Below are 26,110 nucleotides of genomic sequence, written 5' to 3' on the forward strand. Positions count from 1 at the left end.
GGTTTCGGGTCTGCGACCCCATACTCATGCGCCCTGTTCAGACTCGCTTTCGCTGCGGCTCCGTCTTTCCGACTTAACCTCGCATGAGATCGCAACTCGCCGGTTCATTCTACAAAAGGCACGCCATCACCCGTAAACGGGCTCTGACTACTTGTAGGCACACGGTTTCAGGTTCTCTTTCACTCCCCTCCCGGGGTGCTTTTCACCTTTCCCTCACGGTACTGGTTCACTATCGGTCACTAGGGAGTATTTAGCCTTGGGAGATGGTCCTCCCAGCTTCCGACGGGATTCCTCGTGTCCCGCCGTACTCAGGATCCACCAGGGAGGGAACGAAGTTTCGACTACAGGGTTGTTACCTTCTCTGACGGGCCTTTCCAGACCTCTTCGTCTACCTCGTTCCTTTGTAACTCCACGATTGGTGTCCTACAACCCCAGAAGGCAAGCCTTCTGGTTTGGGCTGTTCCCGTTTCGCTCGCCGCTACTCAGGGAATCGCTGTTGCTTTCTCTTCCTCCGGGTACTTAGATGTTTCAGTTCCCCGGGTTGCCTTCCTTACCCTATGGATTCAGGCAAGGATGCTGCCCCATTACGGGCAGCGGGTTTCCCCATTCGGAAATCTCCGGATCAACGCTTACGTACAGCTCCCCGGAGCTTTTCGGAGTTAGTCCCGTCCTTCATCGGCTCCTAGTGCCAAGGCATCCACCGTGCGCCCTTTCTAACTTAACCATGTTGGTTTTATCCTAGATGGCGATACTCGGTTTATGCTACTTCTTTCTTCTATCTAGTTTTCAAGGAACAACTTGGAAGGATGAAATCCTTCAAAACTGAACAAAACGAAAGCGTACAATTGATATCTGTCCAGCTCCGGCTCCTAGGTGCTCGAGGTCACAATCCATCTTGCTGCGGTGGTTGAAATACTACCTCCTCGCAAGCTGTCTTGTGCTTGTCGCACCTGAACAGTCGCCTCTGCTTTTCTTCTTCCTTAGAAAGGAGGTGATCCAGCCGCACCTTCCGATACGGCTACCTTGTTACGACTTCACCCCAATCATCTGCCCCACCTTCGGCGGCTGGCTCCCGTAAGGGTTACCTCACCGACTTCGGGTGTTGCAAACTCTCGTGGTGTGACGGGCGGTGTGTACAAGGCCCGGGAACGTATTCACCGCGGCATGCTGATCCGCGATTACTAGCGATTCCGGCTTCATGCAGGCGAGTTGCAGCCTGCAATCCGAACTGAGAATGGTTTTTTGGGATTAGCTCCACCTCGCGGTTTCGCGACCCTTTGTACCATCCATTGTAGCACGTGTGTAGCCCAGGTCATAAGGGGCATGATGATTTGACGTCATCCCCACCTTCCTCCGGTTTGTCACCGGCAGTCACCTTAGAGTGCCCAACTGAATGCTGGCAACTAAGGTCAAGGGTTGCGCTCGTTGCGGGACTTAACCCAACATCTCACGACACGAGCTGACGACAACCATGCACCACCTGTCACTCCGTCCCCCGAAGGGGAACCCTCTATCTCTAGAGGTAGCGAAGGATGTCAAGACCTGGTAAGGTTCTTCGCGTTGCTTCGAATTAAACCACATGCTCCACCGCTTGTGCGGGCCCCCGTCAATTCCTTTGAGTTTCAGCCTTGCGGCCGTACTCCCCAGGCGGAGTGCTTAATGCGTTAGCTGCAGCACTAAAGGGTGGAAGCCCTCTAACACTTAGCACTCATCGTTTACGGCGTGGACTACCAGGGTATCTAATCCTGTTCGCTCCCCACGCTTTCGCGCCTCAGCGTCAGTTACAGACCAGAGAGCCGCCTTCGCCACTGGTGTTCCTCCACATCTCTACGCATTTCACCGCTACACGTGGAATTCCGCTCTCCTCTTCTGCACTCAAGTCTCCCAGTTTCCAATGACCCTCCACGGTTGAGCCGTGGGCTTTCACATCAGACTTAAGAGACCGCCTGCGCGCGCTTTACGCCCAATAATTCCGGACAACGCTTGCCACCTACGTATTACCGCGGCTGCTGGCACGTAGTTAGCCGTGGCTTTCTGGTCAGGTACCGTCAAGGTACCGCCCTGTTCGAACGGTACTTGTTCTTCCCTGACAACAGAGCTTTACGATCCGAAGACCTTCTTCGCTCACGCGGCGTTGCTCCGTCAGACTTTCGTCCATTGCGGAAGATTCCCTACTGCTGCCTCCCGTAGGAGTCTGGGCCGTGTCTCAGTCCCAGTGTGGCCGATCACCCTCTCAGGTCGGCTACGCATCGTCGCCTTGGTGAGCCGTTACCTCACCAACTAGCTAATGCGCCGCGGGCCCATCTGCAAGCGGCAGCTTGCGCCGCCTTTCAACCTTCCTTCATGCGAAGGAAGATATTATCCGGTATTAGCCCCGGTTTCCCGGAGTTATCCCCGTCTTGCAGGCAGGTTGCCCACGTGTTACTCACCCGTCCGCCGCTAACTTTCAAAAAGCAAGCTTCTTGAAAGTCCGCTCGACTTGCATGTATTAGGCACGCCGCCAGCGTTCGTCCTGAGCCAGGATCAAACTCTCCAAAAAGAAATTTGACTTGGCTTGTTTCAATTGAAACATTGGTTTACGCTTCGTTTTGTTCAGTTTTCAAGGAGCCATCTATTGTATTGGAGCGGGTGATGGGAATCGAACCCACGACAACAGCTTGGAAGGCTGTGGTTTTACCACTAAACTACACCCGCATCTCCAAATCGGGAAGACAGGATTCGAACCTGCGACCCCATGGTCCCAAACCATGTGCTCTACCAAGCTGAGCTACTTCCCGATGCGACATTTTTTAATTGTACATGGCGCGCCCAAGAGGAGTCGAACCCCTAACCTTCTGATCCGTAGTCAGACGCTCTATCCAATTGAGCTATGGGCGCATTTGCCGATGCGGTCGAGAGGACTCGAACCTCCACGGGGTCGCCCCCACTAGGCCCTCAACCTAGCGCGTCTGCCATTCCGCCACGACCGCATTTTAAAGAACGTTTCTTATTATACTATTTTTTTAGAATAAGTCAATAATTTTTTTGGTGCGGGTGAAGGGATTCGAACCCCCACGCCCGAAGGCGCCAGATCCTAAGTCTGGTGCGTCTGCCAATTCCGCCACACCCGCAAAATGTGAGCCATGGAGGATTCGAACCTCCGACCCTCTGATTAAAAGTCAGATGCTCTACCGACTGAGCTAATGGCTCATTTAGAAGTTGGCTGGGCTAGCTGGATTCGAACCAGCGCATCACGGAGTCAAAGTCCGTTGCCTTACCGCTTGGCTATAGCCCAACAAACAATGGCGGTCCCGACGGGAATCGAACCCGCGATCTCCTGCGTGACAGGCAGGCGTGATAACCGCTACACTACGGGACCGTAGATAGCAACAGCCAGTCCAACTGTTGCCGATTATAGATGGAAGTGACCCGTACGGGATTCGAACCCGTGTTACCGCCGTGAAAGGGCGGTGTCTTAACCACTTGACCAACGGGCCACGGTGGCGGAGAAGGCGGGATTCGAACCCGCGCGCCACATATTTGTGACCTAACGGTTTAGCAAACCGTCCTCTTCAGCCACTTGAGTACTTCTCCTTCATAAAGTGGCTCCGCAGGTAGGATTCGAACCTACGACCGATCGGTTAACAGCCGATTGCTCTACCACTGAGCTACTGCGGAACAATTGAAATAACTTATTAGCTTGTCGACTCTTCATATTATAATGACCTATATTTAACAAGTCAAGCATAAAATGAAAAATTTTTTTATTACCATGTTCTTCAAATGGGCATTCTATTTAGGATCCCACCATCACTTTGCAACAAATTTTATGTAGGTTCCATTACACCCTGTCACTTACTGTCTCCATTCCCGCCTCAGGTTATTTCAAAATAACAAAAATGATATAAAAAACTTTTGAACAGTCAATGGAAAGTCGTCTTCTGTTTAATGCCTTACAAAATGACTTTCCATTAAAGAGAGTCGCCCTTTACATTTTCCGCAAACAAATTTCTTAGTATCCATCCTTCTCATACGCTTGAAAATTTGTTTGCACGATTGACATTGATAAATATATTGTTTTGTCGAGCGCTTTTTCTGAACAGTGGTCAAGGTGGAACAAAAACGAGGCGCTTTCACGCGATGCATTAATTCTTTAAAATCCCTGTCACGATGACGGTAGCCTTTCCCCTCTAGATGTAAATGATAATGGCAAAGCTCGTGCTTTATAATTCCTATTAATTCTTCTAAGCCATACTCTTCATAATGCTTCTTATTCACCTCTATATTGTGAGAATTCAACAAATACCTTCCGCCGGTAGTTCTAAGCCTCGGGTTAAAAAGCGCTTTATGAGTAAATGCTTTACCAAACCATTGTTGCGAAATAGTCTCTACTAGAGACTGCAATTCTTTGTTATCCAACCTCAACACCCCTCTGGAAACTTGACAAACCTATTCAGCATACTTATTAGTATCCGGATTTTTCTTTTGATTTTAAGCTTGGCATATTCTGTCACAACATCCGGCGCCTTCGTTTGATCGCTTCATACAAACTGTATTTCGTGCCACTCGGTAAAAAAACGTGCTCATCCTTCGACCGCAAAAGAATCCTGTGCTTATGGCATCAAGAAAGCCGCAGCACCCGCCTTCAAAGCTAGAGTCCTGCGGCCCGTTTAGACGGTTGATTATCAACACTGGGAGGGTTTGATATGCCTAATTGGCTAAAAAATCAAATGCGAATGGCGTTTTTGCAAAAAGACCGAAGCCAAATCAAGTTATTGAACCAATGCTGGTTTTTTTACACGGAAAGAGAATTGAAGCAAAACGTAAAACCGCTCAAGTCAGTATAGACTGATGACATCCCACACTGCGATAATGCACTCTGGTGCATGTCTACTCATTAGGAGCAATCATCGTTAATGAAACTCTTCCTTTATTTAAGTCAACCTGATCGACCCAGACAGTGACCAAGTCGCCCACTGACACTACATCGAGAGGATGTTTCACAAACTCTTTTTTCATTTTGGAAATATGAACAAGTCCATCTTCTTTCACTCCGATGTCCACAAAAGCTCCAAAATCTACTACATTGCGAACCGTTCCCTCGAGCTCCATGCCCGGTTTGAGGTCTTCCATTTTCAAAATATCTTTCTTTAAAAGCGGTTTAGGCAGTTCATCACGAGGATCTCTTTCCGGTTGAATAAGAGCATCGACAATGTCTTTCAGAGTCAGTTCACCGATGCCTAACGATTCAGCTGCATCTTTAATGGAAAGCCGTTCCAACGCTTCCCGCAATTCAGACGTGCCAAGATCAGCTGTCGTAAATCCTAGTTTTTCAAGCAATTGGCGGACTTGCGGATAGCTTTCCGGATGAATAGGAGTCCGGTCCAATGGCTCTTCCCCATCTAAAATTCTTAAAAAGCCAATAGACTGTTCAAACGTTTTTGCTCCTAACCTCGGAATGTCTTTTAGCTGCATCCGATTAGTAAACCGGCCATTTTCATTTCTATACTTCACAATATTGTTGGCAACGGATTTAGAAAGTCCAGAAACATATTGAAGCAAAGAGGCTGAAGCCGTGTTGACATTTACCCCCACTGAATTCACAACCGTCTCCACCACAAAATTAAGGGATTCCTGCAATTTTTTCTGTGAAACATCGTGCTGATATTGTCCTACGCCAATGGATTTCGGGTCGATTTTGACTAGTTCCGCCAAAGGATCTTGAAGCCTTCTGGCAATCGATACGGCGCTTCTTTCCTCCACTTGAAGATCGGGAAACTCCTCGCGTGCCAAATCAGAAGCAGAGTAAACACTCGCGCCGGCCTCGTTTACAATGAGGTAAAAAATATCTTTTTCCATATTTTTTAAAATGTCTGCCACAAATTGTTCTGTTTCCCGAGAAGCCGTTCCATTGCCAATGGCTACTACTTCAATTGGAAAACGTTCCAAGAGATCAATAAAAAGGCGTTTCGCTTCTTCTTTCTTTGCTTTCGGAGGATGGGGATAAATCACTCCGATATGAAGCACTTTTCCCGTTTCATCGACTACGGCCAGTTTGCATCCCGTACGATAAGCCGGATCCACTCCAAGAACGGTTTTTCCTTTTAAAGGTGGTTGCATTAACAACCTTTTCAGATTTTCTGAAAAAATATGGATCGCCCTGTCTTCCGCTTTTTCCGTCAATTGATTGCGAATTTCCCTCTCAATAGAAGGTTGTATGAGCCGTTTGTAGCTGTCTTCCAGCGCTTCTTGAACAAAACGGGCAGATATGCTTTCCTTATTTTGAATGACCTTTTTCTGTAAAAAGCGTAAAATGTTTTCCGCATCTGTTTGAATTGACACCCGCAAAATCTCTTCTTTTTCTCCGCGGTTCACGGCCAATACACGGTGGGAAGCTGCTTTAATGACCGGTTCTTCATATTCGTAGTACATTTCATAAACCTTTTTTTCATCTTTTTCCGCATCTTTCACCGTACACTTTAACGTTCCATTTCGAAATGTTTCTTTTCGAATCCAGTCTCTTATAGAAGCATCATCCGAGATCATTTCCGCAATAATGTCTTTGGCACCCTGGATGACTTCTTCTATCGAGAAAAGTTCTTTTTCGTCTGATAAATAGTTCGTTGCTTCTTCTTCAACAGACCCCGTCACCGGGAAACTTAGCAGCCAAAGAGCGAAAGGTTCCAGGCCTTTTTCCTTGGCAATGGTCGCTTTTGTCCGTCTTTTTTGTTTATACGGGCGGTAATAGTCTTCTACCTCTTGCAGTTTATCAGCAGCTAAAATCTTTTGCTGCAATTCTTCCGTCAGCTTGCCTTGTCCTTCAATGCTGCGCAAAACTTCTTCTTTTCGTTTCTCCAAGTTCTGAAGGTAGTCCCATCTTTCCATAATCGAACGAATTTGAACTTCGTCGAGCGCTCCGGTTGCTTCTTTTCGGTAACGAGCGATAAACGGGACTGTATTGCCCTCTTCCAACATGGAAATAACCGTTTGTACTTGTTTCCATTTTAGTGATTGTTCTTCAGCTATCTTTTTTAGTAAATTCATTTCTCTGTCAGTCGATTGTTCAATCATATTCGTTCCGTTCAAAACGGAGTTCACTCCTTTTCCTAAACTTCTAGAAAAAGCAAAAAAGTCTTCCAAATGGAGAATCGAGGAAGTCCTTTTCAATCGATACACTATCGATGAGCAGCAAAAGCTTCTTCTTATCCGTTGAGTGATTAAGCTGCCCTCTAGTCGGATGATTCAAAAAACATCAAGGTGAGCTAATACACCCGCTCTAATAGACATTCGATTGATCATATATGTGTTCTCCCATTTTATCATAATTTCCTCTTTAGCAGATAAGGTGAGACGGAATGAGGAAGAAAGTAGGGGGTTGGTTGGGACTCTGGCAGCTCATTGATTCAATTTTTTCCAAAAAAAATGACGAGAGAACCCTTCTCGCCCGTGATCCCCATCGTCATTCTTTTTTAGAAAAAATCAATCAAACTGCTAATTCCTCTCAAAAAATACTTTCTTATCATTGGTTTCAAACGAAAAATTATGCTTTTTTGGTTTCCCCATCTCTATATTCAGAAAAACTGTCTATGCCAAATTTTTTATGAGATTGGGAAGCAGCAAATGACACACTATGTTTCCAATTATGCATCGGTTTCATTTTTCCGAATTCATCGTTTCGGATCGAATGGCTTTTTTTAATTTTTGAACGGCGCGACGTTGAAGACGGGACACATGCATTTGGGAAATTCCCAGCTTTTCGCCTACATCTTTTTGGCTCATATTTTTCAAATACGTATACTGTATAATTTTCCATTCTCTTTCGCTCAGTACAGGAAGAACCTTTTCCAAGTCGAGACGCTGATCCACTTTTTCATATCCTTTTTCCTCATTGCCCACCATATCAAGCAGTGTCATAGTGCCACCTTCAGAATCAGCTTCAATTGTACGATCTACGGATAACGTCTGGTAGCTTCTCCCCATTTCCATCGCTTCCAAAACTTCTTCTTCCGAGATATCCAAGTAATCAGCGATTTCCTTTATTTGCGGTGATCTTTGCATTTCACTTGTCAGTTTTTCGACTGTTGATTGAATTTTAGGGCTCAGTTCTTTAATTCTGCGGGGAACATGAACACTCCATGTCTTATCCCGCAAATAGCGTTTGATCTCGCCGACAATAGTTGGTACCGCAAACGCTTCAAAGCTTTTGCCAAAAGATCGGTCATAGCGGCGGATGGCCCCTAAAAGCCCGATCATTCCAACTTGTACGATGTCCTCATGATAAGATTTTCCCTTGGAATACTTTCGTGCAATCGATTCAACCAAATGATGATAATGCGTCACGATTTTTTCCTGCGATTCTTGGCATTTATGACGCTGAAACTCTTCGATCCATTTCATAACCTTTTGTTTAAAAGGACATTCATTAGGTTGAGATGGTTTTCGCATCCCTCTCCACCTGCTCTCTTTTAAGGTATTTTGTCATAAAGACGGATACCCCTTCTTGGTGATGGATTTTCACATCATCCATAAGCGTTTCAATCAAATATAATCCTAATCCTCCTTCACGAAAAAATTCTCCTTCCCTTTGTTCAAGATGGCACATCTCCTTTTTCAAATCAGATGAATGGAAACTTTGACCTCTATAGGCCACCATTAATTCCAATCGATCATGATATAGAGAAAATCCAATGACCATTTCTCCTTTTCCTTGTTCTTGGTACGCAAATGGTATTGCATTGAGAATCGCTTCGCTGACAACAATTTTCAAGTCCTCAATAGCCTCATACATAAAACCCATTCGACTTGCGATCCCAGATAGCGTTAAACGGATTACTCCTATATACTCCGGCTTGGCAGGTATTTTCATCTCGATATAATCAAAAGGCTGCCCCATGACACTCCATCCTCTGCTTTCTTGTTACATGTTCAAGATATCCACAAAATCTGATGATGTCAAATCATCTATTGAATCGTTCTGTAAGCCCCATTCAATAAAATTTCTAATGAATCTGCCATTTGTAAAAAGAATAACAAATACTTCGAGGCATGTACTATCCAATTATTTCAAGTCGAACCAATCCACAACTACCTAATTCTCCTTTTCCTCCGCATAAGAATCGTAATTTTCTTAACTCATGGAAAACGCAATCTTTTCTTAATCGCTGCTCTTTTTCCATACCGTTCTTTATTCGGCTATATCTCATAGGTTTAGATATTAAAATGATCGAAGTACAATGAATGGTATAACTGGTTGCCAAGGTAGACGCCTGTCTCAATAAAAAACCAAAAACCGAATTGGAGAATTTCTATCAGTTAGTCCTATAACCCGTGTTAGGCAGCTGCAAAACTGGGTGTTTAAAAGGCTGTATCTATTGCGGCCCAACTTGCGTACTATTTGATGAAATGTAATGATGAGGCACACAGCATACGGGGGTAAAAATAAAAACCTTGATCCCTTAATTTTTAAGAGGTCAGGTTTTATTTTTTTTATTCTTTTTCCCGTCTAATAACCACACAAACAATCTAAAAAATACAACGAAAAACAAAGATTGTATCATGTTTTCAGTCCAATTGAATGTATTATTTTCAACATAATCAAAAATAACTAAAACAAAATATAATACGATGGATAATATGAAATTCTTATAAAAGACGTTCATATCATTCCTCCTTGAAGTGTTTAAAAACGAAAAACCATTTCTCTCCCACTCTAAAATTCCAACACAAATAGAGAATCCCCCACTTCATTTTATCTAAAATTTTCTATATTTTCGGATAATTACATCCGCTTATAAACATAAAACGAGTCATTTTAGTACTATTGAAAGTTTGCTGATTTCTGTCATGTAAACCACTTTAGTCAATCATAAACTATTCTCAGTCATATTTCTAATTTTCAGAATAACGGTTTTCCTTTTTCAAACAAGGCTGACTGAAATGCGTGCATCGGGTAAATAGATCAAAACAAACGGTGTGAGTAAAATGTTTGTGGGAGAAATTCTTAGAATTCCCCGATGAGGGGGTTGGGAACGTAGGTTCGCAATCCCCCTCATCGGGGCCACCAAGCAAAGCGCGGTAGGATCCCAAGCAGGAAACATGAAAAAAGGACTCTCTCCCTGGTAAGATGATCATTGTTCACACCATCAAACAGGAGGAGAGAGTCCCATGAATATTCAACAACATCTTACCACAAATTCGTTGACATGGAAAGAGATCGAACTTGATTTGTTTCGAGCCTTGCAAAACGCCTTCACCGAGCTGTTTACGGCTCTGTTGGAGGACATCGACCGACAATTGGCGGAAACCCGGGACAAGCGCCGGTACCACTTGAAAGACAAACGACGCACCACGATTCAAACCTTGTTTGGCGAAGTTACCTTTGAGCGAAACTACTATTTAGACCGAGAACAAAACCGTTACACGTTTTTGCTTGATTCCTTTTTAGCGTTTGATGGATCGCAGTCAATCAGCCCTTGTCTAGAAGAAACGGCGATGGGATTGGCTGTGGAGTGCTCTTCCTATCGCAAAGCGGCTCATACGCTTGCCCAGATGGTCGGGTATCCGGTGATGAGCCATGAGACGATCCGCCAGTTGGTGCTCGAGGCTGAAGTTCCGCTGCACTGCCCGGTTGACCAGCGATATGGACGGGTGCTGTTTGTGGAGGCCGATGGACTGTTTGTCTCTCTCCAAGGGAAGGGAAAACGGGCCAAGGAAGACAAAATCCTGACCGTTCACGAAGGATGGAAGCGCAACGGCTCACGGATCGAATTCGTGAATCAGCGCCATTACGTCCATGAAGGCAAGGGGGAGGTGTGGGAAGGCTTCGAGGAATTTTTGATGAACGAATATGCCTATGATCCGTGTCGGGATCTTCTTGTCATCAACGGGGACGGCGCTCCATGGATTACCGCGTGCCGGGAGTATTTCAAAGGACGGGTCTGCTTCCAATTGGATCGATTCCACGTGGCGCGTGAGTTGCGCCAATGCCTCTCGGGCCATCCACGGTGGCAGGCGATTCGGCAAAAGCTGGCGAAGCAGGATGAAGAGAAGCTGCTTGTGGAACTGAACAGCGCCCTCGGCACGCTGGGGGACGAAGCGAAAGAACAACAGCTGGCTGCCTTGATCCACCGGATCGAATCGATGCCGGGATGCATCCGTGATTACCGGGAATGGCTGAAGGAGCAAGGAGTGGACACAACGGGCATGTATCCGATGGGGAGGGCTGAAAGCGTGATGAGCCAGCTGGCGTATCGGGTGAAATACCGCCGCAGTTGGACAGACAAGGGACTCAGGGCGTTTTTCAAGGCAATGATTGCCCGGATGGATGGGATTCGTCTTTTCGGACATCGTTTAGGAGAAGAATCGTCGCATCCGGCGGAGGAAACGGCATCTACCAAACAGACGATCGTGAACAAGGCGAAACAACGCATCCGCCGTCTTCTTCCAGAGGTAACGCGGAATAACGTGCCATATTTACAGCAATCGTCCGGGACTCCGATCTATCATGCCCTGTCTGAATTCAAGGGATGGTAAAAAAAGGTATACATATTCGTCTGTCATGGCAAGGGATGAGAGTCCGAAAGCGCTTACGGATGAAATTCAAAAAAATGGTTCGCTAACCTATGACTTACATCTATTTTCAGCGAACCAAAAAAATTCCCACAAAGTCTTGACTGACTCAAACAAACGGAAGTAAAAGGCGGGTTCATGTTGAATGCTATCCTTGCAAATCCGCAGAGTATGCTTTGCTTGACGGCAATCACACACCTACACGAAGGTTAAGGTGAAGATTTTTGAAGCAGATAGGCAGTCCAAAGAAAAAATCTTTTTTCTCTAAAGATAAGAGCCAATTTATTAAAGTAGACTTTCCGACAAATAAACGGCTTTTTTTGCATTTACACGCAACCGCAAACGTTTTTAAATGTGAGTAAATAACAACGCCCCTTTAGACAACCAAGGAGCGTTCATTTAAAAGTCTATTAGACCTAAACTGATTTGCAAGGCTTCGTCCACTTTTTCCATCATTTCTTCATCTAAATGGGAAATTTTATCCGTTAAGCGTTGTTTGTCAATTGTGCGTATTTGTTCCAGCAAGATAACGGAATCCCGCTCAAAACCATATCGCTTTGCGTCAATTTCTACGTGTGTAGGCAGTTTGGCTTTTTGGATTTGCGCTGTGATAGCAGCAACAATTACAGTGGGACTAAACCGGTTCCCTATGTCGTTTTGAAGGACTAGTACTGGACGCACTCCGCCTTGCTCCGAGCCGACAACAGGGGAAAGGTCTGCAAAATACACATCACCACGCTTAACAATCAAAGGATTAGCCCCCACTTACTAATCGTTCTACCGTATTCTCTGCCTCATATTCCGCTTGAATAGCCTCGGAGGCAATAGCAAGATTGATTTTTGCCATTTCCATATAGCCTCGTCTCATCGTTTCCCTTATTTGACGCTTTTTGCGTTCTCGAAGATACGCTTTTGTGGCGCGATAAATAAATTCATTGCGATTCACATTTTCCTGCTCAGCAAATCCGTCTAATTCGTTTAAAAATTGCTGCGGCAATCGAATTAAGATTTCTGTCGTTGTGCTGGATTCAGACACGAACTACACCTCCACCGTTCACTGCAATAACCGTCTCTTTACACTACCAAATCCATGATACCATCAATTGAGCCGCCCGAAAAGATAAATTATGAATTCTTCACCTATTATCGTCATAAAAACACGAAAATTATGCATTTATATTGACAAAGAAAAAAATTCACTGCTTACATTTTCCGGTGAGAAGACAAAAGTGGGTTTGAAACGTCCACAATCTTTCCGGATTCTATATAGACACGGGGAACTCGATGGGAAATCATACAACCAATTTCATAATGAATCGTTTCAAGCTTTGCCGCAATTTCATCCATCGTGATTTCATCCCGGCCTTGCTTACCGATCAAAACGACTTCCGTTCCTACGGGCACTTCCTCATCTAAGCGGATCATGCATTGATCCATGCAAATTCGTCCTACGATAGGAGCTCTTTTCCCGCCAACCAGCACTTCTTGGCCTTGAAGCTTGCGAATCCAGCCGTCTGCATAGCCGATTGGCAAAGTAGCGATCCATTCATCTTCCTTTGCTTCATATACACCCCCGTAGCTGATTCTTTCTCCCTTCTTCACCTTTTTCACATGAACAATTTTTGTATGCAGAGATAATGCCGGTTTTAATTCAAAAGGAAGAAGGGATTGGATGTCGGCAGAAGGCGACAGCCCATACATCGAAATTCCATAGCGAACGAGATTAAAAGCATGAGATGTTTCTTTAAACCTTAAAGTAGCTGCACTATTCGCGCAATGAATATATTTTGGTTTTTGTTCCAGAAGTTGCACCATCACTTGAAATTTTTCAAATTGTTTCCGGAAATAATCTGTATCTACTTCGTCGGCTGTCGCAAAATGAGTAAAAATCCCTTCTAATCGAAAGGCAGGGGAACGCATAATTCGTTTTTCCAATGCTTTCAACTCTTTTTCGGTCCTTACACCGATTCGGCCCATTCCCGTATCTACTTTCATATGCACACTTAACGAGGAGCCATTCAAAAATGGTTCCGCTCTTTCCAACCATTCTTCCTGAAACACCGTCAACGAAATACGATGGTCTGCTGCCAACTTGGCGTCTTCCGGCCTGGAAGCTCCTAATACTAAAATCGGCACTTCGATTCCGCTGTTCCTTAATTTCAAAGCTTCATCTAAAAAGGCCACAGCCAAACCTTTGGCTCCCGCCTTTATAGCGGTGTTGGCAACTTGAACATCACCGTGACCGTATGCATTGGCTTTTACCACAGCAAATAAATCCGTTGTAGACGGCAAAAGTTGCAAAGCTTCTTTTACATTATAAGCAATGTGATCCAAATTAATTTCAACCCATGTATCCCTGTAAAACTGAGATGTATCCACTCATGACCCTTCTTTCCACTAAACTCCCCTTCATTATGACAAATATTGTCGAATTTTTAAATGCAAAAAAAGAACTGGCCTAAAAGTAAAATGACTTTTGAGCCAGCCTTTTCTGTATCATATGAGTTTCCGTTGTTTAAATAGGGTAAAATTACCAATTAAAAAAGTATTCCCTCTTATTTTTCGGGATTTCCTTGCATGGAACTCGCAATTCTGATCATTTCTTGCTTCGTGAGGTTCTTCGATGCCAACGTATAGTCAACCCCTTGATACGTCCAAGAGAGCGAGTGATCCGTTATGGACCCGATGGCAAAGCCAAGATCCGCCACTTCACCATCCAAATCAATTGGTTCGGAAGCCTCAACAGCGTGAGCTTTTTCTTGAACAATCGTAAACGATTTTTTCCCGCCATAGGTAAGAACAACCCGTTTCCCATTATCAGATGACAACTCATTTTCTTCCACCAGCTTTGTTCCTTCTAAATCAGCAAGAGGATATTGAACGGAAAAATCTTGATCACCCGAGTTTGCAGCAACCGGTACTTCAAGCTGAGCTCCTGTCATATTCTTTTTCATATCAAAGGACGACGAATCAAAATTGGCATGTAGATCCAAATTTTTGAATTTGACGGTGACTAATGGATTGTGGTCGGTGTCCATTACTTTTACGGAGACAGGTGTTAAGTCTTTTTTGTTAAAAACGATTTCTTGGTAAGGAAGGATTTGCTTGTTTTGATAGCGGGTTTTGGTTTCAAATACATAGTGGTTTTTCGTTTCTTTAAAATTCGCCTCTTTATCTTCTAAAATGTCTTTCACTAACGACTCATATAAGTATGCTTGACTGCTGTTCTTAGGCCAATCACTTTGGAATCGAAAGCTTTTATTAAGGGCAGGAGTTAATACGTACACACCGGTATCATTTCGCAAAATCATTTGGCTCTGGTCTCTTTTGGCCGCCTTTAGTTCTACCCGGTAATATTGATGTTCTTTATTCCATACTTCCACATTATACGTTTGTTTTTCTTCTCCCACTTTTAAGGTCATTTGCGCTTCTGCTTTATACCCTTTTAATTTGCCGATTTTTTCATTTAGATCGGAAACAACCTCCTCTTTTGTCTTAGAACCGCAGGCAGCGAGAACAATCATTGTCAATAAGCCAACGAATAAGAGCGCCACATTCTTTTTCATTCTTTTCACTTCCCCTTTGTCTCATTTAAACATGAAAGGGAGAGAGAAGATGTTCAATAACCTAAGATGAACAGGCACTTATGCCTCTTTCGTCCAGCGCTGTTGCCTGCAATCTCGGCTTTTCGATCTTGTCTCTCCTGCTGTTATCCAATATATGAGACAACCATAGGGAATATGTACTTTAAAAATCTTTTCCCATTTTTTCGATGATCACTTGAGCAGCAGCAAATTCCCGGCTATGCGTAATAGTTAAATGAACTCCTTCTTTAAAAGGCTTGACGATCATCGGTTTTCCGTTCTCATTATATTGAATTTCGATGTCGTGAAACGTCAACTCTTTTCCGATTCCCGTTCCGTAGGCCTTGGAAAAAGCTTCTTTTGCCGCAAATCGCCCTGCCAAATATTCAGCTTGCCGTTTTGACGATAAAGATTGAAATATATTCATTTCATTTGCAGTCAGTATTCTACATGGAAATTTCGGTTGACGACGAATCAGCGTTTCAATCCTTTCCATTTCCACAATATCTAAACCAATGCCAATAATCATCACAGTTCGTCCCTTCTAAATGATTTCCGGCCGCATATAAATGGAGGTAGCATGTGAGAATCTTGCATCGAAATGCTTTTGGAACGCAGGATCGAAAAGCATTTCGTTGTTGCCCCAACTTCGTCACTCCCTTAACCAGAGGTGAAGTCCATGTTTCAGCGCAGTGAACGAATGGCAGATTTTATCCGTTATTATCCTTGCGTTTCCACATTAGCCGGTATTCAGACTCTATTTTATTTGGCGACATGGATTCCTTTTTTCCCTGCTGTCGCTTTCTACCAATCTTTTTCCGGAACCAATATCGCGATTGCGAATGGAGAATGGTGGCGACTCATTTCCTCCATTTTCATTCATAGAGGATTCTCCCATTTTTTCTTCAACACGATCACACTGGTTTTATTCGCTCCTCCTTTAGAGATTATGTTAAAAAAAATCAAGTTTTTATTACTCTACTTATTATCCGGGATTTTCGCAAATGCCGCCACCTTTCTATTTATGCCTTTAACCTACACTCATATCGGTTCAAGCGGAGCCATTTTCGGGTTATTCGGGTCCTTTGCCGCTTTCTTGCTGGTGAAGCCCCCTTTGCTAGCCGATCATCATCAAAAAATCATTTTTCCGGTTGTACTCATCGCTCTATTGATGACGTTTATTCAAACCGAAGTGAATATCGTTTCCCACCTGGCAGGTTTTGCTTGCGGATTCTTCATGGGCATCCTGTATCGAAAGAAACTCCTTGTTGAATGATCATCCTATTAAGAACGACAATGGCGGAAAGCAACCAGCCGTTTTCGCATTTCTCGCTCCAGATATTTGCAAACAAAAAAGCATAGGAATTCCTATGCTTTTGGAACGGATTTTCTTCGGCTCACGCGCGATCTTTGATTTTTGCGTTGATTTCCTTGTGTTTTATTAAAAGAACGTCTGCTCTCTTTTTTCATTGGCAGCGGCCCTTCCTCCGTAATATGGACAGGAGTGCGGTTCGGTTCTTTTGTAAGGAGTTTAAGGGCAGCGGCCACCACTTGACTTGGCGGGAACTGTGCCAGCAACTCGTTCGCTAATTCTTGATAGTCCTCTAAATTTTCATTATTTAAGCATGTCTCAATTTCATTCACGGCTGCTTTTTGTTGTCCGATGAGCGCTTCCGTCCATGTCGGCGGCTGCATCGGCGTCATCCGTTTTTTCGTCGTTCGTTCTACTTCTCTTAAATAGCCCATTTCCCTAGGGGATACGAACGTAATGGCAATTCCTTCTTTTCCGGCTCGTCCGGTCCTGCCAATACGGTGAACATAGCTTTCCGGATCTTGCGGAATATCATAGTTATAAACATGAGTAACCCCGGAAATATCCAATCCCCGTGCCGCAACGTCGGTCGCCACAAGAACATCGACTTTTCCTTCTTTAAACTTTTTCAGGACGTTCAAGCGTTTCATTTGGCTTAGGTCCCCGTGAATCCCTTCAGCAGAATACCCGCGCAAAGTAAGCGCCCTTGTCAATTCATCCACTCTACGCTTCGTTCTGCCGAATACAATCGCAAGCTCAGAAGATTGTACGTCCAGAAGCCGGGAAAGAACGTCAAATTTTTCTCTTTCTTGAATCTTGATAAAATATTGTTCAATTTGCGGAACCGTCATTTCTTTTGCTTTCACTTGAACTAATTCCGGATTTTTCATAAATTTTTCGGCAATAGCACGGATCGGTTCCGGCATTGTTGCAGAAAAAAGAAGGGTTTGCCGCTCTTTCGGCATATGGGAAAGGATGGTTTCAATATCTTGAATAAAACCCATATTGAGCATTTCATCCGCTTCGTCAAGAACGAGCGTATGAAGATGGTCTAATTTTAATGTCTGTCTATTGATGTGATCAAGAATTCTTCCCGGAGTCCCCACAATCACATGCGGCTGTTTTTTCAAAGCGCGGATTTGTCTTTGAATATCTTGGCCGCCGTACACTGCAAGAATGCGCACCCGTTTATGATAGCCGATCTTATATAATTCCTCTGATACTTGGATGGCCAATTCCCGTGTAGGGGCTATGATCATTCCTTGAATATGATGATTTTTCGTATCGATTTTTTCCATTAACGGAATACCGAAAGCGGCGGTTTTCCCTGTACCCGTTTGAGCTTGTCCGATCAAATCCTTTCCGTCTAAGCTTTTTGGAATCGTGGCCGCTTGGATCGGAGTCGCCTCCTCGAAACCCAGTTGGTCAATCGATTTCAATAGAGCTGGACTCAAACCTAATTCTACAAATTTTGTCAATTCTCTCTTCTCCTTCTTAAACCTAAATAAATGTTTGTTACACAATATGCAGTTTTTTTCGTCTTACTTTTCAAAAAGGCCTTCATTGTTTCACGATAAATTCCTTTTATTTATATTTTTCCTTTTGATGAAAATGATATGGATGAGAACAGTCAATCAAGAAAAAATATGGAAGTTTCAATCACATGAAACGGTCTTAAAATTAGTTTTTCAAAAAAACATGAATAAAACACCTTAAACAAAAAAATACTCTTCCCACTGAAGAGCGATATTTAGCGTCACTTTTATCCGCTAACTCAGTTTCCTACACACGGATACGAGTAAAGATATCGAAAAGCAATGAGCTTGAACTTTCCATTATAGTCTAGAAGTACACAATCGCTAACCCTCTTAATGGTGGAAATGAAAGGAGACCTCCGGTTGGTATGCCGACTCCTTTGGCGGATTGATATGAAAGATGAATAACAAAGTGAAACTCCCACTAGCGGCAGCCTTTTTCGCTGAAACAATCGGCCTTTTGCGGGCAACTGACGTGCAACTACATTTTATGCCTGGCCTCATGGGCAGGGGCTGCCCATGAAAGCGTAATAAACAATTTACGGTAATCGTACCATTTCATTGAATAAAATTCAATTCCATCATCCTGATAACTTTATCCTTCTTAGTGGAAAAAAGCAAGGACTTTATTCCGTAAAGCAAATAAAAGCGTTCCGTTTTCATCGAAAAACAGCATTACGCTTGTAAAAGATGGACGACCTCTTCCAATTTCATACCTCGTGATGCCTTCACTAAAATCAGTTCATTTCCCGTTAACAAGGATTTCAGCTTTTCCACGAGTTTCTCTTTTTCCATAAAAGCGAAAACGCGGTGTTCCGGCAATACGGTTTTCGCACCTTTCGCAATATATTGGCCTAATGCACCAATGGTGAACACATAGTCAATAGCATGTGGATTGATTTCTTTTCCAATCTCTTCATGGTATTGCTTTTCTTTCGGACCGAGTTCAAGCATATCGCCCAGAACTAAAATTTTCCGTTCGTAGCCTTGAAGTTCGGAAACCAAATCAATCGCTGCTCTTACCGAGGTAGGACTTGCATTATATGCATCATTGATAATTTTTTCTCCTTTGCTTCCCTCTACAAGCTCCAATCTCATTTTAGTTAATTCGATCTTTTTTAAGCCGTCTTCAATCTCATCGTAAGAGATCCCCAATTCACGAGCAACGAGAATAGCAGCCAATGCATTAAACACATTATGCTTACCGAGCACTGAAAGAAAGAATTCTCGTTCCGGTTCTGTATTAATGGAAAACCGGCTTCCCTCATTGGTCTGACGGATTTTCGTCGGGTATAAATCATTTTTTGCCGATTCCCCAAACGTTTTCACCGTCAAATGAGGCGTATTTTGGACTAGTCGCTCCAAAAGCGGTTCATCGCCGTGGTAAACAAGCACACCATTTTTGTCTAAGCCGTTAATAATTTCAAATTTTGCTTCTGCGATCGCTTCTCTTGAACCTAAATCTAACAGATGAGCTTCTCCAATATTGGTAATAACGGCTATATCCGGTCGAGCCATCCGCGTCAAAAAATCAATTTCCCCTTTTGAACTCATTCCCATCTCTAAAATCGCTGCTTCTGTATCTTGTTTTAAGGAAAGCAGCGTCAAAGGCAATCCGATATGATTATTGTAGTTTCCTTCCGTTTTTTGAACGCGGTATCGACTCGACAAAAGGCTGCTGATGATATCCTTTGTAGTCGTTTTTCCGTTGCTTCCGGTTACACCTACCACTTTGATCGACAGTTCATCACGATATGCTTTGGCAAGACGTTGGAGCGCTTCCAATGTATCGTCCACCATAATGATCGGGAAATGTTCCGGTGGATTGGGAACATCTTTTTGCCAAAGGGAAGCAGCTGCCCCATTTTGAAACGCTGTTTCGACGTAACGGTGCCCATCCGTATGGTCTCCCTTTAAAGGGACAAACAAATTCCCTTTTTCGATTTTTCGGGAATCAATACTCACTCCTTGAATCACAATGTCTTTATGGGAAAGTTCATATGGTGCTCCCATCATTTCAGCAACTTGTTGAATCGTTTTGACAATCATTTCCCTTCACCTTTTCTTCCTCGGAATAAACAGACGCGGCATTTTGAAAAACCGCGTCCACTCTATGAAACTGTGTATTTGATCTTTTAAACGGTGTATTTGATCTTTTGTTTTTCCTCATGCCTTTTTATGGCCAAATCAATTAATGTTTCAATCAGCTGAGGGTAATCTAAACCGCTATGTTTCCAAAGAAGCGGAAACATGCTGACGGGGGTAAATCCCGGCATCGTATTGACCTCATTAATCAGAACTCGGCCGTCTTCTGTCAAAAAGAAATCGGCACGAACCAGTCCGGAACAATCTAAAGCTTGGAAAGCTTTGATCGCTATTTGCTCCATCTCTGCCTTAACTTTCTCAGAAATTTCTGCCGGTATAATCAATTGCGTACTATTATCTTGATATTTCGCTTTATAATCATAAAATTCCTTTTTAGGAACGATTTCTCCCGGTACGGAACATTTCGGATCATCGTTCCCGAGCACTCCCATTTCTATTTCTCTCGCTTTTACTCCCTGTTCCACAATGATTTTACGGTCATATTGAAAAGCTTCCTTAAAGGCCTTTTCCAATTCATTTCGATTGGAACATTTGTTAATTCCCACGCTGGAGCCGAGGTTGGCCGGTTTCACAAAACAAGGATAGCCGATTTCTTTTTCCGTTAATTCGTATGTTACTTCTTGATTTTTTTCCCAATGGCTGCGCGTAAACCAAACATAATCGACTTGGGCAAGGCCTGCTTCTGCAAATATATGTTTCATGATCACTTTGTCCATTCCCGCCGCCGAGGCTAAGACTCCATTTCCGACATAAGGAATGTTTAAAAGTTCAAGCATCCCTTGAACTGTGCCGTCTTCACCATTTGGTCCGTGCAAAAGCGGGAAGACCACATCAAACTCTTCACCGCCTTCCAGGAAAGCCGCTAACGGATGAGTGGACTCTTGGTTTTGAGGCGAAAACTGCAAATCTTCCACGCTTTCTGCCGGTCTTTCCAATTTCGGTCCTTTAATCCATTGTCCTTCTTTATTTATATGAACCGGATACACGTCGAATTTTTCCAAATCCAACGCTTCCGTCACCGCTTTGGCTGTCTGAAGGGAAACTTCATGTTCCGCTGATTTCCCGCCATATAATAAACAAACTTTCGTTTTCATCACGAACCTCCAATATTGTTGATTTTCGTTAAGAAAAATCATTCTATTCCTGTTCATTGAATAACATTTCTATTTTATCATTTCTTTACATGCCGGAAAAACGTTTCTTCATATGATTATATGCAATCACACTATGAAATTTTAAGAAAATCTGGATAATACATGGCTTTTCGTTCTTTATTCAAGATTTCCTGTTTACTAAAGAAAGGCAGAAAGGTTCCATTTGGAATGGTCCGCCTCACTTTCCTGAAATGGTCATAGTCTGGAAAAAATTTCTTTAAAAGCTCCCCATTGCTTTTTCCACAAGAAACCGGAAATCAAGGGTCAATCCGAAAATAGATTAGAAAGTGGAGATTGTTTTTATTCTTATTATATTCGCATTATAAAAACGCCAGCCTTAAAAAGAACAGCCCATGAATGCAAAAATAATGGAAACAAATAAGCCTTTTGATTTTTTTATCATTGACAAAATATAACCTTGACGTTAACGTTAAATGTAAATTGATGCCATATTGGATGAATACATGATTTTTTACAAGGAATAAACGGCAAAAAACGATCTTGGGCAACATCATTCCAGCGCCGGAAAGGACGTGAAAAAAGAAGCTGTTTGTTTTTCGGCAAAAAAGGAGGCTTGTTTTTTCCCGCATGCGTTTCGTTTCAAAAAACGATGGAACAAGCAAGTGCAAACGTCTGGCCACTCTCAATGAAAAACGAGCGAGCGAACGAGTGAGTCGACCTAAAAACGAGCCTGATTTTGTTTGGTCCATCGTTTTAAACCAATACAGAAAGGAAGGATTTTTCATGGAAGAAAGAAACTTTGCACGCGCGCGATTGATTACCGTATTTGCGTCATTTCTAGCGTTTATGGGGATAGGAGTTGTGGACCCGATCCTGCCGGTTATTGCCGATCAAATCGGGGCTTCTCATTGGCAAGTGGAAATGCTGTTTACCGCCTATATTTTCATCATGTCCGTTATGATGATTCCCGCCGGCATTTTGGCCAGCCGCGCCGGAGATAAAAGGCTTATGGTTGCTGGTCTTATCGTGGTAACGATTTTTTCGTTGTTATGCGGGCTTTCCCAAAATATACCGGAATTGTCCATTTTCCGAGGCGGCTGGGGACTCGGCAATTCGATGTTTTTCGCTACCGCTATGACATTATTAATCGCTCTGTCCGACGATGCCCAAAAAGCGGTTGGTTTATATGAGGCCGCCATCGGTTTAGGTATGGCCGGCGGTCCTTTAGTGGGCGGTCTGCTTGGGGATTTTTCCTGGCGGTTTCCTTTCATTGCGACCGGCATTCTGATTTTTACTGCATTTCTGCTAGTGGCGTTCTTTGTATTTGAACCGTCGTCTAAACAAACGCGTAAACCGGCCGGATTGAAAGACCTTAAAAACTTGTTTACGTTCCCGCCTTTTTTGATTGCCTCGCTTTCGGGAATGCTCTATTATTATGGATTTTTCGTTGTTCTGGCTTATACGCCGCTTACTCTTGGACTTTCAGCCATTCAAATCGGCTTGGTGTTTTGTGGATGGGGGCTTTTCCTTGCATACGGATCTGCCGGTTTAGCTCACAAATTAGAAGAAAAATATTCTCCAAAACAAATTTTGCCGTTTAGTTTACTTGTTTTTGCAATGTTAGTCGGGGCCTTATTCTTTGTGCATTCCAGCATCGCATTGATTGCCATCGTCATCGTCTCCGGTTTAGCATGCGGGTTAAACAACGCCTTGTTTACAAGCTACGTGGTGGAAGTATCTCCTTATGAACGTGGGGTTACATCCGGTACTTACAATTGCATCCGCTGGATCGGGGCAGCCGTTGCTCCTGTGTTGTCAGGATATCTAGGAGAATCCATTTCTGCCCACACGCCATTTATCATTGCCTGTACCCTTGCGATTATTTCCATCTTGTTGATGATGATTAAGCCAAAGCAAGCAAAAGTTTCTGTCCGCAAAACCATCGCCAAATAATAAAGTTCGCTCAGAAAATTGCTTAAACTTGTATACGAATTCCAAGCCGAAAAAGGACTTGCCATAAAAGCCTCTTACAGTCTTCGTAAGAGGCTTTTACACTCATTTAGGAAAACGCATATTTTTCCGTCAGAAAATACTAGCAGTTCAGATCTTTTTTCGTCTTAAGGAGAATTCGGAGCTCTTCTCTTTCCAGTATTGGCTTTCACCATTCTATTGCTCTACTGTCTTGGTCAAAACATCATTTGGCCATGGTGGTTCACAAAGATCGCAAGCCAAGTGCTGCTTAACCTTCGCCTGGTATACAGAGTTCCTTCGTTTGTTTTGTCGGCTTCTCTATTTAAATAAAGCGCTCCATTCCCGCATTTTTTTATCATAGACCAGCTGCCCGTCCGGAGTCTCTCCCGTTTTATCCAAATAGTCATCCACCATTTCATCCATATTGATATAATCCCCTATGACCCAAACGGGAATTTCAATTTTATGTCGAGTTTGAACCGCTCTAGATATGGAGATGACCATGCCTTCTTTCATCTTGTCTTTGAAGGAAGCGATCACATCCCTCGGAACCGAAGGAAATTCTCTCCCTCTTTTCAGATTAAACAGCCCCTTTTCTCCTCTTATATGGCTCATTTTCAAAGCAATCACATGTCCGAGCATATAATAAAAATCGGTTAAAAATCGATAATAGGTTTTATTGAACCAGCCATCATCATGGGATAAATATACGTAGCGGTTATTCAGTTTGCTGTAAAAAGGATCGCTTAAATGCTGTTTGCTGTGTCCTAAATAAAGGAGCTCGGCGATTTCCTGCCCCTCCAATTCATTCAGCCCGTCCGTGTCTTCAAAGTCAAGCCAGCAAAAGTCGCCATATTCATACACATCTTCTTTCAGCAGCCGATCCAAATTGTCTTTTTCCGCATAATCTAAAAGAGTGTGCATGTTAAAATCGCTGTAGTCAAAGTTATGCTTCAAAAGCAAAACATTATTCAGTTCCTTGGGGAGACATTTTACAAACTCGCGGAACTCAATTCCATATGACATCGTATATTGATGAACCGCATTTAAATGAATATAAATAAGCTCCTTCATAATCCCATGATTTCTCAATCTTATGACCTCCGAATCTTCCCAATCTCCTTTTTCCATCCGATACACATATTCTCATTACTATTTTAGCAAAATTAGGTGAAAAGACGTATGATAAAATATGATTGAAGCAATAAAAATTCGTTCTGTCATTAGATTTATTCTATTTCTATTGTGATTTGGAATATAGGCTATTCTTCCTCCGCATTTCATCACGCCGGAGAACAGAAAGAGCCGGGAATTCCAAAACATACGACTCCATTTTTTATGTTTCGATTTATAATAAGGACTTAGCCCATTAAAGGAGGGAATGACGGTGATTCAAAATTTGACAGAAGATCAAATGACGCTTCTTGTCATTAAAGCCTTAAAAGAAGGGAAAAAAACAGACTTTCAAAAGCTTTTGGAAGAATTGCATCCCTACGATATGGCTACGATCTATAAAAATTTACCGGAAAAACATAAACTGCGTTTTCTTTTACAGCTAAACATTCCCGTCCTAACCGATATGATTCAAGAGCTGGGTCATGAAGAACAGCTTGAAGTTTTGAAAAAGCTCGGGAGAGAAAAATCGCGGAAGGTCTTAGACGATATGGACAACGACGACCTTGCGTCCTTGCTCGACGACATGTCTCCCGAAAGAATCAAATCGTTTTTGTCCGGAATGAAAAAAGAAGAGTCCACCATCATTAAAAACATGATGAATTATCCTTCTGAAACGGCCGGCCGTCTCATGACGAACCGTTTCGTATGGATTCGCAATTATTATACGGTGAGAGAAGCCGTAGATAAGTTAAAGACGTTTGCAGAATATGCTGAAACCATCAACTATTTATACGTAATTGATGAAAACCGAAAACTGGTGGGCGTTGTTTCCTACCGCGATCTTCTTCTCGCTGATATAAACGCCAAAATCAAGGATATCATGTATGAGCGTGTCATTTCAGTATCCGTTCTAACCGACCAAGAAGAAATTGCCAGGCTCATTGAACGTTACGACTTTTTGGCGATACCGGTTGTCGACGAAGAAGGAGTTTTGCAAGGAATCGTCACGTTCGACGACATTATCGACGTTGTCATACAAGAAGCGAATGAAGACATTGAAAAACTTTCCGCTTCAGGGAAAGCGATCGATTTTGATACAAAAGCGCCTGTAGCTGCCTTTCGACGGCTTCCATGGCTGATCTTGCTGCTGTTTATCGGCCTCGTTTCCGGAAGCATCATTTCAGGATTCCAAGCAACATTGCAAAAAGTAGTCGCTTTAGCTTTTTTCATGCCTATGATTGCAGGCATGACCGGAAATACAGGAACACAATCATTGGCAGTGGTGGTGAGGGGCCTTGCTTCTAAAGACATTAATATGAAAACAGCTTTAAAATTAGTCGGACGTGAATTCGTTGTCGGCGTCATTATCGGTGCGATTTGTTCTGTTCTTTTGTTTGCGATCGCTTTTTTCTGGCAAGGAAGCGCCATTCTCGGATTGGTGGTCAGCCTCTCCATTCTTCTCACGCTCATCATTGGAACTTTGGCCGGAACGGTGATCCCACTGATCTTGTACAAATTAAAAGTTGACCCGGCAGTAGCATCCGGTCCGCTGATTACGACCATTAACGATATTTTTTCACTTCTCATTTATTTTACGATCGCTTCCTGGTTCCTGGATCGGTTAATTTAAACAGGTGTGAAAGTTTGCTATTTGGGAAAGATAAAGAGAACCTATATATAGAGCTCTCGTTACTCTATATTTTTCCATTAATCGATGAAGTTTACCAATTTGGTGCTCTCACTGCTGATCTAAATCGGAATTATGATACAATAGGACAATAGATATAGACATGAAAATTATTATAGGAGGTGTGGGAGGCTATT

Annotated in this window: 19 protein-coding genes, 11 tRNA genes and 2 rRNA genes (1 of these 32 cut by a window edge); 6 read left to right on the top strand and 26 right to left on the bottom strand. The window is 43.1% G+C overall.

Annotated features, from left to right (window positions below; translation table 11 throughout):
- From NST12_RS14805 to NST12_RS14870, 14 genes are all read right to left on the bottom strand, one after another.
- A 23S ribosomal RNA gene (locus tag NST12_RS14805) occupies positions 1-724 on the bottom strand (it extends 2,209 nt beyond the left edge of the window).
- Positions 725-984: 260 nt separating this feature from the next.
- Positions 985-2,539 (bottom strand): 16S ribosomal RNA (locus NST12_RS14810).
- The 16S and 23S rRNA genes sit together here with 11 tRNA genes alongside, the layout of an rRNA operon.
- 81 nt (positions 2,540-2,620) lie before the next feature.
- Positions 2,621-2,694: transfer RNA gene (locus NST12_RS14815), tRNA-Gly, on the bottom strand.
- 9 nt (positions 2,695-2,703) lie between these two features.
- Positions 2,704-2,777 (bottom strand) — tRNA-Pro (locus NST12_RS14820).
- 23 nt (positions 2,778-2,800) lie between these two features.
- Positions 2,801-2,877: transfer RNA gene (locus tag NST12_RS14825), tRNA-Arg, on the bottom strand.
- Between the two features lie 9 nt (positions 2,878-2,886).
- Positions 2,887-2,969 (bottom strand) — tRNA-Leu (locus NST12_RS14830).
- Between the two features lie 56 nt (positions 2,970-3,025).
- Positions 3,026-3,110: transfer RNA gene (locus NST12_RS14835), tRNA-Leu, on the bottom strand.
- Positions 3,111-3,116: 6 nt separating this feature from the next.
- Positions 3,117-3,189, bottom strand: a tRNA-Lys gene (locus tag NST12_RS14840).
- Positions 3,190-3,199: 10 nt separating this feature from the next.
- Positions 3,200-3,274: transfer RNA gene (locus NST12_RS14845), tRNA-Gln, on the bottom strand.
- A gap of 8 nt (positions 3,275-3,282) precedes the next feature.
- A tRNA-Asp gene (locus tag NST12_RS14850) sits at positions 3,283-3,358 on the bottom strand.
- 46 nt (positions 3,359-3,404) lie between these two features.
- Positions 3,405-3,476, bottom strand: a tRNA-Glu gene (locus NST12_RS14855).
- 4 nt (positions 3,477-3,480) lie between these two features.
- Positions 3,481-3,573 (bottom strand) — tRNA-Ser (locus NST12_RS14860).
- Positions 3,574-3,582: 9 nt separating this feature from the next.
- Positions 3,583-3,657: transfer RNA gene (locus tag NST12_RS14865), tRNA-Asn, on the bottom strand.
- A gap of 267 nt (positions 3,658-3,924) precedes the next feature.
- The gene (locus NST12_RS14870; protein ID WP_341030243.1) at positions 3,925-4,398 is read right to left on the bottom strand and encodes a SprT family protein; all 474 of its coding nucleotides are present in this window, start codon (positions 4,396-4,398) and stop codon (positions 3,925-3,927) included.
- 287 nt (positions 4,399-4,685) lie between these two features.
- Here NST12_RS14870 and cmpA point away from each other — a divergent pair, with 287 nt between their 5' ends.
- Positions 4,686-4,826 (top strand): cortex morphogenetic protein CmpA, encoded by a 141-nt coding sequence (gene cmpA / locus NST12_RS14875; protein ID WP_147542788.1) that lies wholly within the window; start codon positions 4,686-4,688, stop codon positions 4,824-4,826.
- Positions 4,827-4,869: 43 nt separating this feature from the next.
- On the opposite strand, the gene NST12_RS14880 is transcribed toward cmpA, so the two are convergent.
- Positions 4,870-7,023: a Tex family protein gene (locus tag NST12_RS14880; RefSeq protein ID WP_445662351.1), complete on the bottom strand. Its 2,154-nt coding sequence runs from the start codon at positions 7,021-7,023 to the stop codon at positions 4,870-4,872.
- A 311-nt stretch (positions 7,024-7,334) separates the two neighbouring features.
- Between NST12_RS14880 and NST12_RS14885 the strand changes: the two genes are divergently transcribed.
- Entirely contained in the window at positions 7,335-7,583 is a 249-nt protein-coding gene (locus NST12_RS14885; protein ID WP_048624149.1) for a hypothetical protein, read from the top strand.
- A 49-nt stretch (positions 7,584-7,632) separates the two neighbouring features.
- On the opposite strand, the gene sigB is transcribed toward NST12_RS14885, so the two are convergent.
- Both sigB and rsbW read right to left on the bottom strand, forming a co-directional pair.
- Positions 7,633-8,424 carry an RNA polymerase sigma factor SigB gene (gene sigB, locus NST12_RS14890; RefSeq protein WP_048624150.1) on the bottom strand — a complete coding sequence of 264 codons (792 nt, stop codon included), beginning with the start codon at positions 8,422-8,424 and terminating at the stop codon, positions 7,633-7,635.
- Positions 8,402-8,872 (bottom strand): anti-sigma B factor RsbW, encoded by a 471-nt coding sequence (gene rsbW, locus NST12_RS14895; RefSeq protein WP_048624151.1) that lies wholly within the window; start codon positions 8,870-8,872, stop codon positions 8,402-8,404. The genes sigB and rsbW overlap by 23 nt, the downstream gene beginning before the upstream one ends.
- A 1,271-nt stretch (positions 8,873-10,143) precedes the next feature.
- Here rsbW and NST12_RS14900 point away from each other — a divergent pair.
- Positions 10,144-11,511: an ISLre2 family transposase gene (locus NST12_RS14900; protein WP_003355652.1), complete on the top strand. Its 1,368-nt coding sequence runs from the start codon at positions 10,144-10,146 to the stop codon at positions 11,509-11,511.
- Positions 11,512-11,946: 435 nt separating this feature from the next.
- Here the strand turns inward: NST12_RS14900 and ndoA are convergent, their stop codons facing one another.
- The 5 genes from ndoA to acpS all read right to left on the bottom strand — a co-directional run bounded on the left by ndoA (position 11,947) and on the right by acpS (position 15,660).
- Positions 11,947-12,297 carry a type II toxin-antitoxin system endoribonuclease NdoA gene (gene ndoA, locus NST12_RS14905; protein ID WP_004439372.1) on the bottom strand — a complete coding sequence of 117 codons (351 nt, stop codon included), beginning with the start codon at positions 12,295-12,297 and terminating at the stop codon, positions 11,947-11,949.
- Between the two features lie 4 nt (positions 12,298-12,301).
- Positions 12,302-12,583, bottom strand: a complete 282-nt coding sequence (locus NST12_RS14910) for a CopG family ribbon-helix-helix protein (protein WP_004439375.1) — start codon at positions 12,581-12,583, stop codon at positions 12,302-12,304.
- Positions 12,584-12,750: 167 nt separating this feature from the next.
- On the bottom strand, positions 12,751-13,926 hold the full coding sequence (alr, locus tag NST12_RS14915) for an alanine racemase (protein ID WP_341101759.1): 1,176 nt from the start codon (positions 13,924-13,926) through the stop codon (positions 12,751-12,753).
- Positions 13,927-14,102: 176 nt separating this feature from the next.
- Positions 14,103-15,113 (bottom strand): LolA family protein, encoded by a 1,011-nt coding sequence (locus NST12_RS14920; RefSeq protein ID WP_341101761.1) that lies wholly within the window; start codon positions 15,111-15,113, stop codon positions 14,103-14,105.
- Between the two features lie 181 nt (positions 15,114-15,294).
- On the bottom strand, positions 15,295-15,660 hold the full coding sequence (gene acpS / locus NST12_RS14925) for a holo-ACP synthase (RefSeq protein ID WP_341102259.1): 366 nt from the start codon (positions 15,658-15,660) through the stop codon (positions 15,295-15,297).
- Positions 15,661-15,810: 150 nt separating this feature from the next.
- On the opposite strand from acpS, the gene NST12_RS14930 reads away from it, so the two are divergent.
- Positions 15,811-16,407, top strand: coding sequence for a rhomboid family intramembrane serine protease (locus tag NST12_RS14930; protein WP_048624154.1), 597 nt, complete (start codon positions 15,811-15,813; stop codon positions 16,405-16,407).
- Between the two features lie 92 nt (positions 16,408-16,499).
- Here NST12_RS14930 and NST12_RS14935 read toward each other — a convergent pair whose 3' ends face one another.
- The 3 genes from NST12_RS14935 to NST12_RS14945 all read right to left on the bottom strand — a co-directional run bounded on the left by NST12_RS14935 (position 16,500) and on the right by NST12_RS14945 (position 21,178).
- Positions 16,500-17,921, bottom strand: a complete 1,422-nt coding sequence (locus tag NST12_RS14935) for a DEAD/DEAH box helicase (RefSeq protein ID WP_341101768.1) — start codon at positions 17,919-17,921, stop codon at positions 16,500-16,502.
- Positions 17,922-18,653: 732 nt separating this feature from the next.
- On the bottom strand, positions 18,654-20,027 hold the full coding sequence (locus NST12_RS14940; protein WP_340397210.1) for a UDP-N-acetylmuramoyl-tripeptide--D-alanyl-D-alanine ligase: 1,374 nt from the start codon (positions 20,025-20,027) through the stop codon (positions 18,654-18,656).
- An 86-nt stretch (positions 20,028-20,113) separates the two neighbouring features.
- Complete coding sequence (locus NST12_RS14945; RefSeq protein WP_341101773.1) at positions 20,114-21,178, bottom strand: D-alanine--D-alanine ligase; 1,065 nt, start codon at positions 21,176-21,178, stop codon at positions 20,114-20,116.
- A gap of 804 nt (positions 21,179-21,982) precedes the next feature.
- Between NST12_RS14945 and NST12_RS14950 the strand changes: the two genes are divergently transcribed.
- Complete coding sequence (locus tag NST12_RS14950) at positions 21,983-23,152, top strand: MFS transporter (RefSeq protein WP_341101777.1); 1,170 nt, start codon at positions 21,983-21,985, stop codon at positions 23,150-23,152.
- Between the two features lie 336 nt (positions 23,153-23,488).
- On the opposite strand, the gene NST12_RS14955 is transcribed toward NST12_RS14950, so the two are convergent.
- Complete coding sequence (locus tag NST12_RS14955; protein WP_341101780.1) at positions 23,489-24,262, bottom strand: hypothetical protein; 774 nt, start codon at positions 24,260-24,262, stop codon at positions 23,489-23,491.
- Positions 24,263-24,557: 295 nt separating this feature from the next.
- Here NST12_RS14955 and mgtE point away from each other — a divergent pair, with 295 nt between their 5' ends.
- Positions 24,558-25,916, top strand: coding sequence for a magnesium transporter (mgtE, locus tag NST12_RS14960; RefSeq protein WP_048624159.1), 1,359 nt, complete (start codon positions 24,558-24,560; stop codon positions 25,914-25,916).
- The last annotated feature ends 194 nt before the right edge of the window (positions 25,917-26,110 follow it).

This window comes from Bacillus sp. FSL W8-1127, from assembly GCF_038006725.1.
Lineage (GTDB): Bacteria > Bacillota > Bacilli > Bacillales > DSM-4216 > Bacillus_O > Bacillus_O smithii.

Bases quoted from the DNA above. Each gene is read 5' to 3' on its own strand.
- cmpA (WP_147542788.1), top strand. From the start codon at position 4,686: ATGCCTAATTGGCTAAAAAATCAAATGCGAATGGCGTTTTTGCAAAAA.
- NST12_RS14880 (WP_445662351.1), bottom strand. From the start codon at position 7,023: ATGAATTTACTAAAAAAGATAGCTGAAGAACAATCACTAAAATGGAAA.
- NST12_RS14885 (WP_048624149.1), top strand. From the start codon at position 7,335: ATGAGGAAGAAAGTAGGGGGTTGGTTGGGACTCTGGCAGCTCATTGAT.
- sigB (WP_048624150.1), bottom strand. From the start codon at position 8,424: ATGCGAAAACCATCTCAACCTAATGAATGTCCTTTTAAACAAAAGGTT.
- rsbW (WP_048624151.1), bottom strand. From the start codon at position 8,872: ATGGGGCAGCCTTTTGATTATATCGAGATGAAAATACCTGCCAAGCCG.
- NST12_RS14900 (WP_003355652.1), top strand. From the start codon at position 10,144: ATGAATATTCAACAACATCTTACCACAAATTCGTTGACATGGAAAGAG.
- NST12_RS14920 (WP_341101761.1), bottom strand. From the start codon at position 15,113: ATGAAAAAGAATGTGGCGCTCTTATTCGTTGGCTTATTGACAATGATT.
- acpS (WP_341102259.1), bottom strand. From the start codon at position 15,660: ATGATTATTGGCATTGGTTTAGATATTGTGGAAATGGAAAGGATTGAA.
- NST12_RS14930 (WP_048624154.1), top strand. From the start codon at position 15,811: ATGTTTCAGCGCAGTGAACGAATGGCAGATTTTATCCGTTATTATCCT.
- NST12_RS14940 (WP_340397210.1), bottom strand. From the start codon at position 20,027: ATGATTGTCAAAACGATTCAACAAGTTGCTGAAATGATGGGAGCACCA.
- NST12_RS14945 (WP_341101773.1), bottom strand. From the start codon at position 21,178: ATGAAAACGAAAGTTTGTTTATTATATGGCGGGAAATCAGCGGAACAT.
- NST12_RS14950 (WP_341101777.1), top strand. From the start codon at position 21,983: ATGGAAGAAAGAAACTTTGCACGCGCGCGATTGATTACCGTATTTGCG.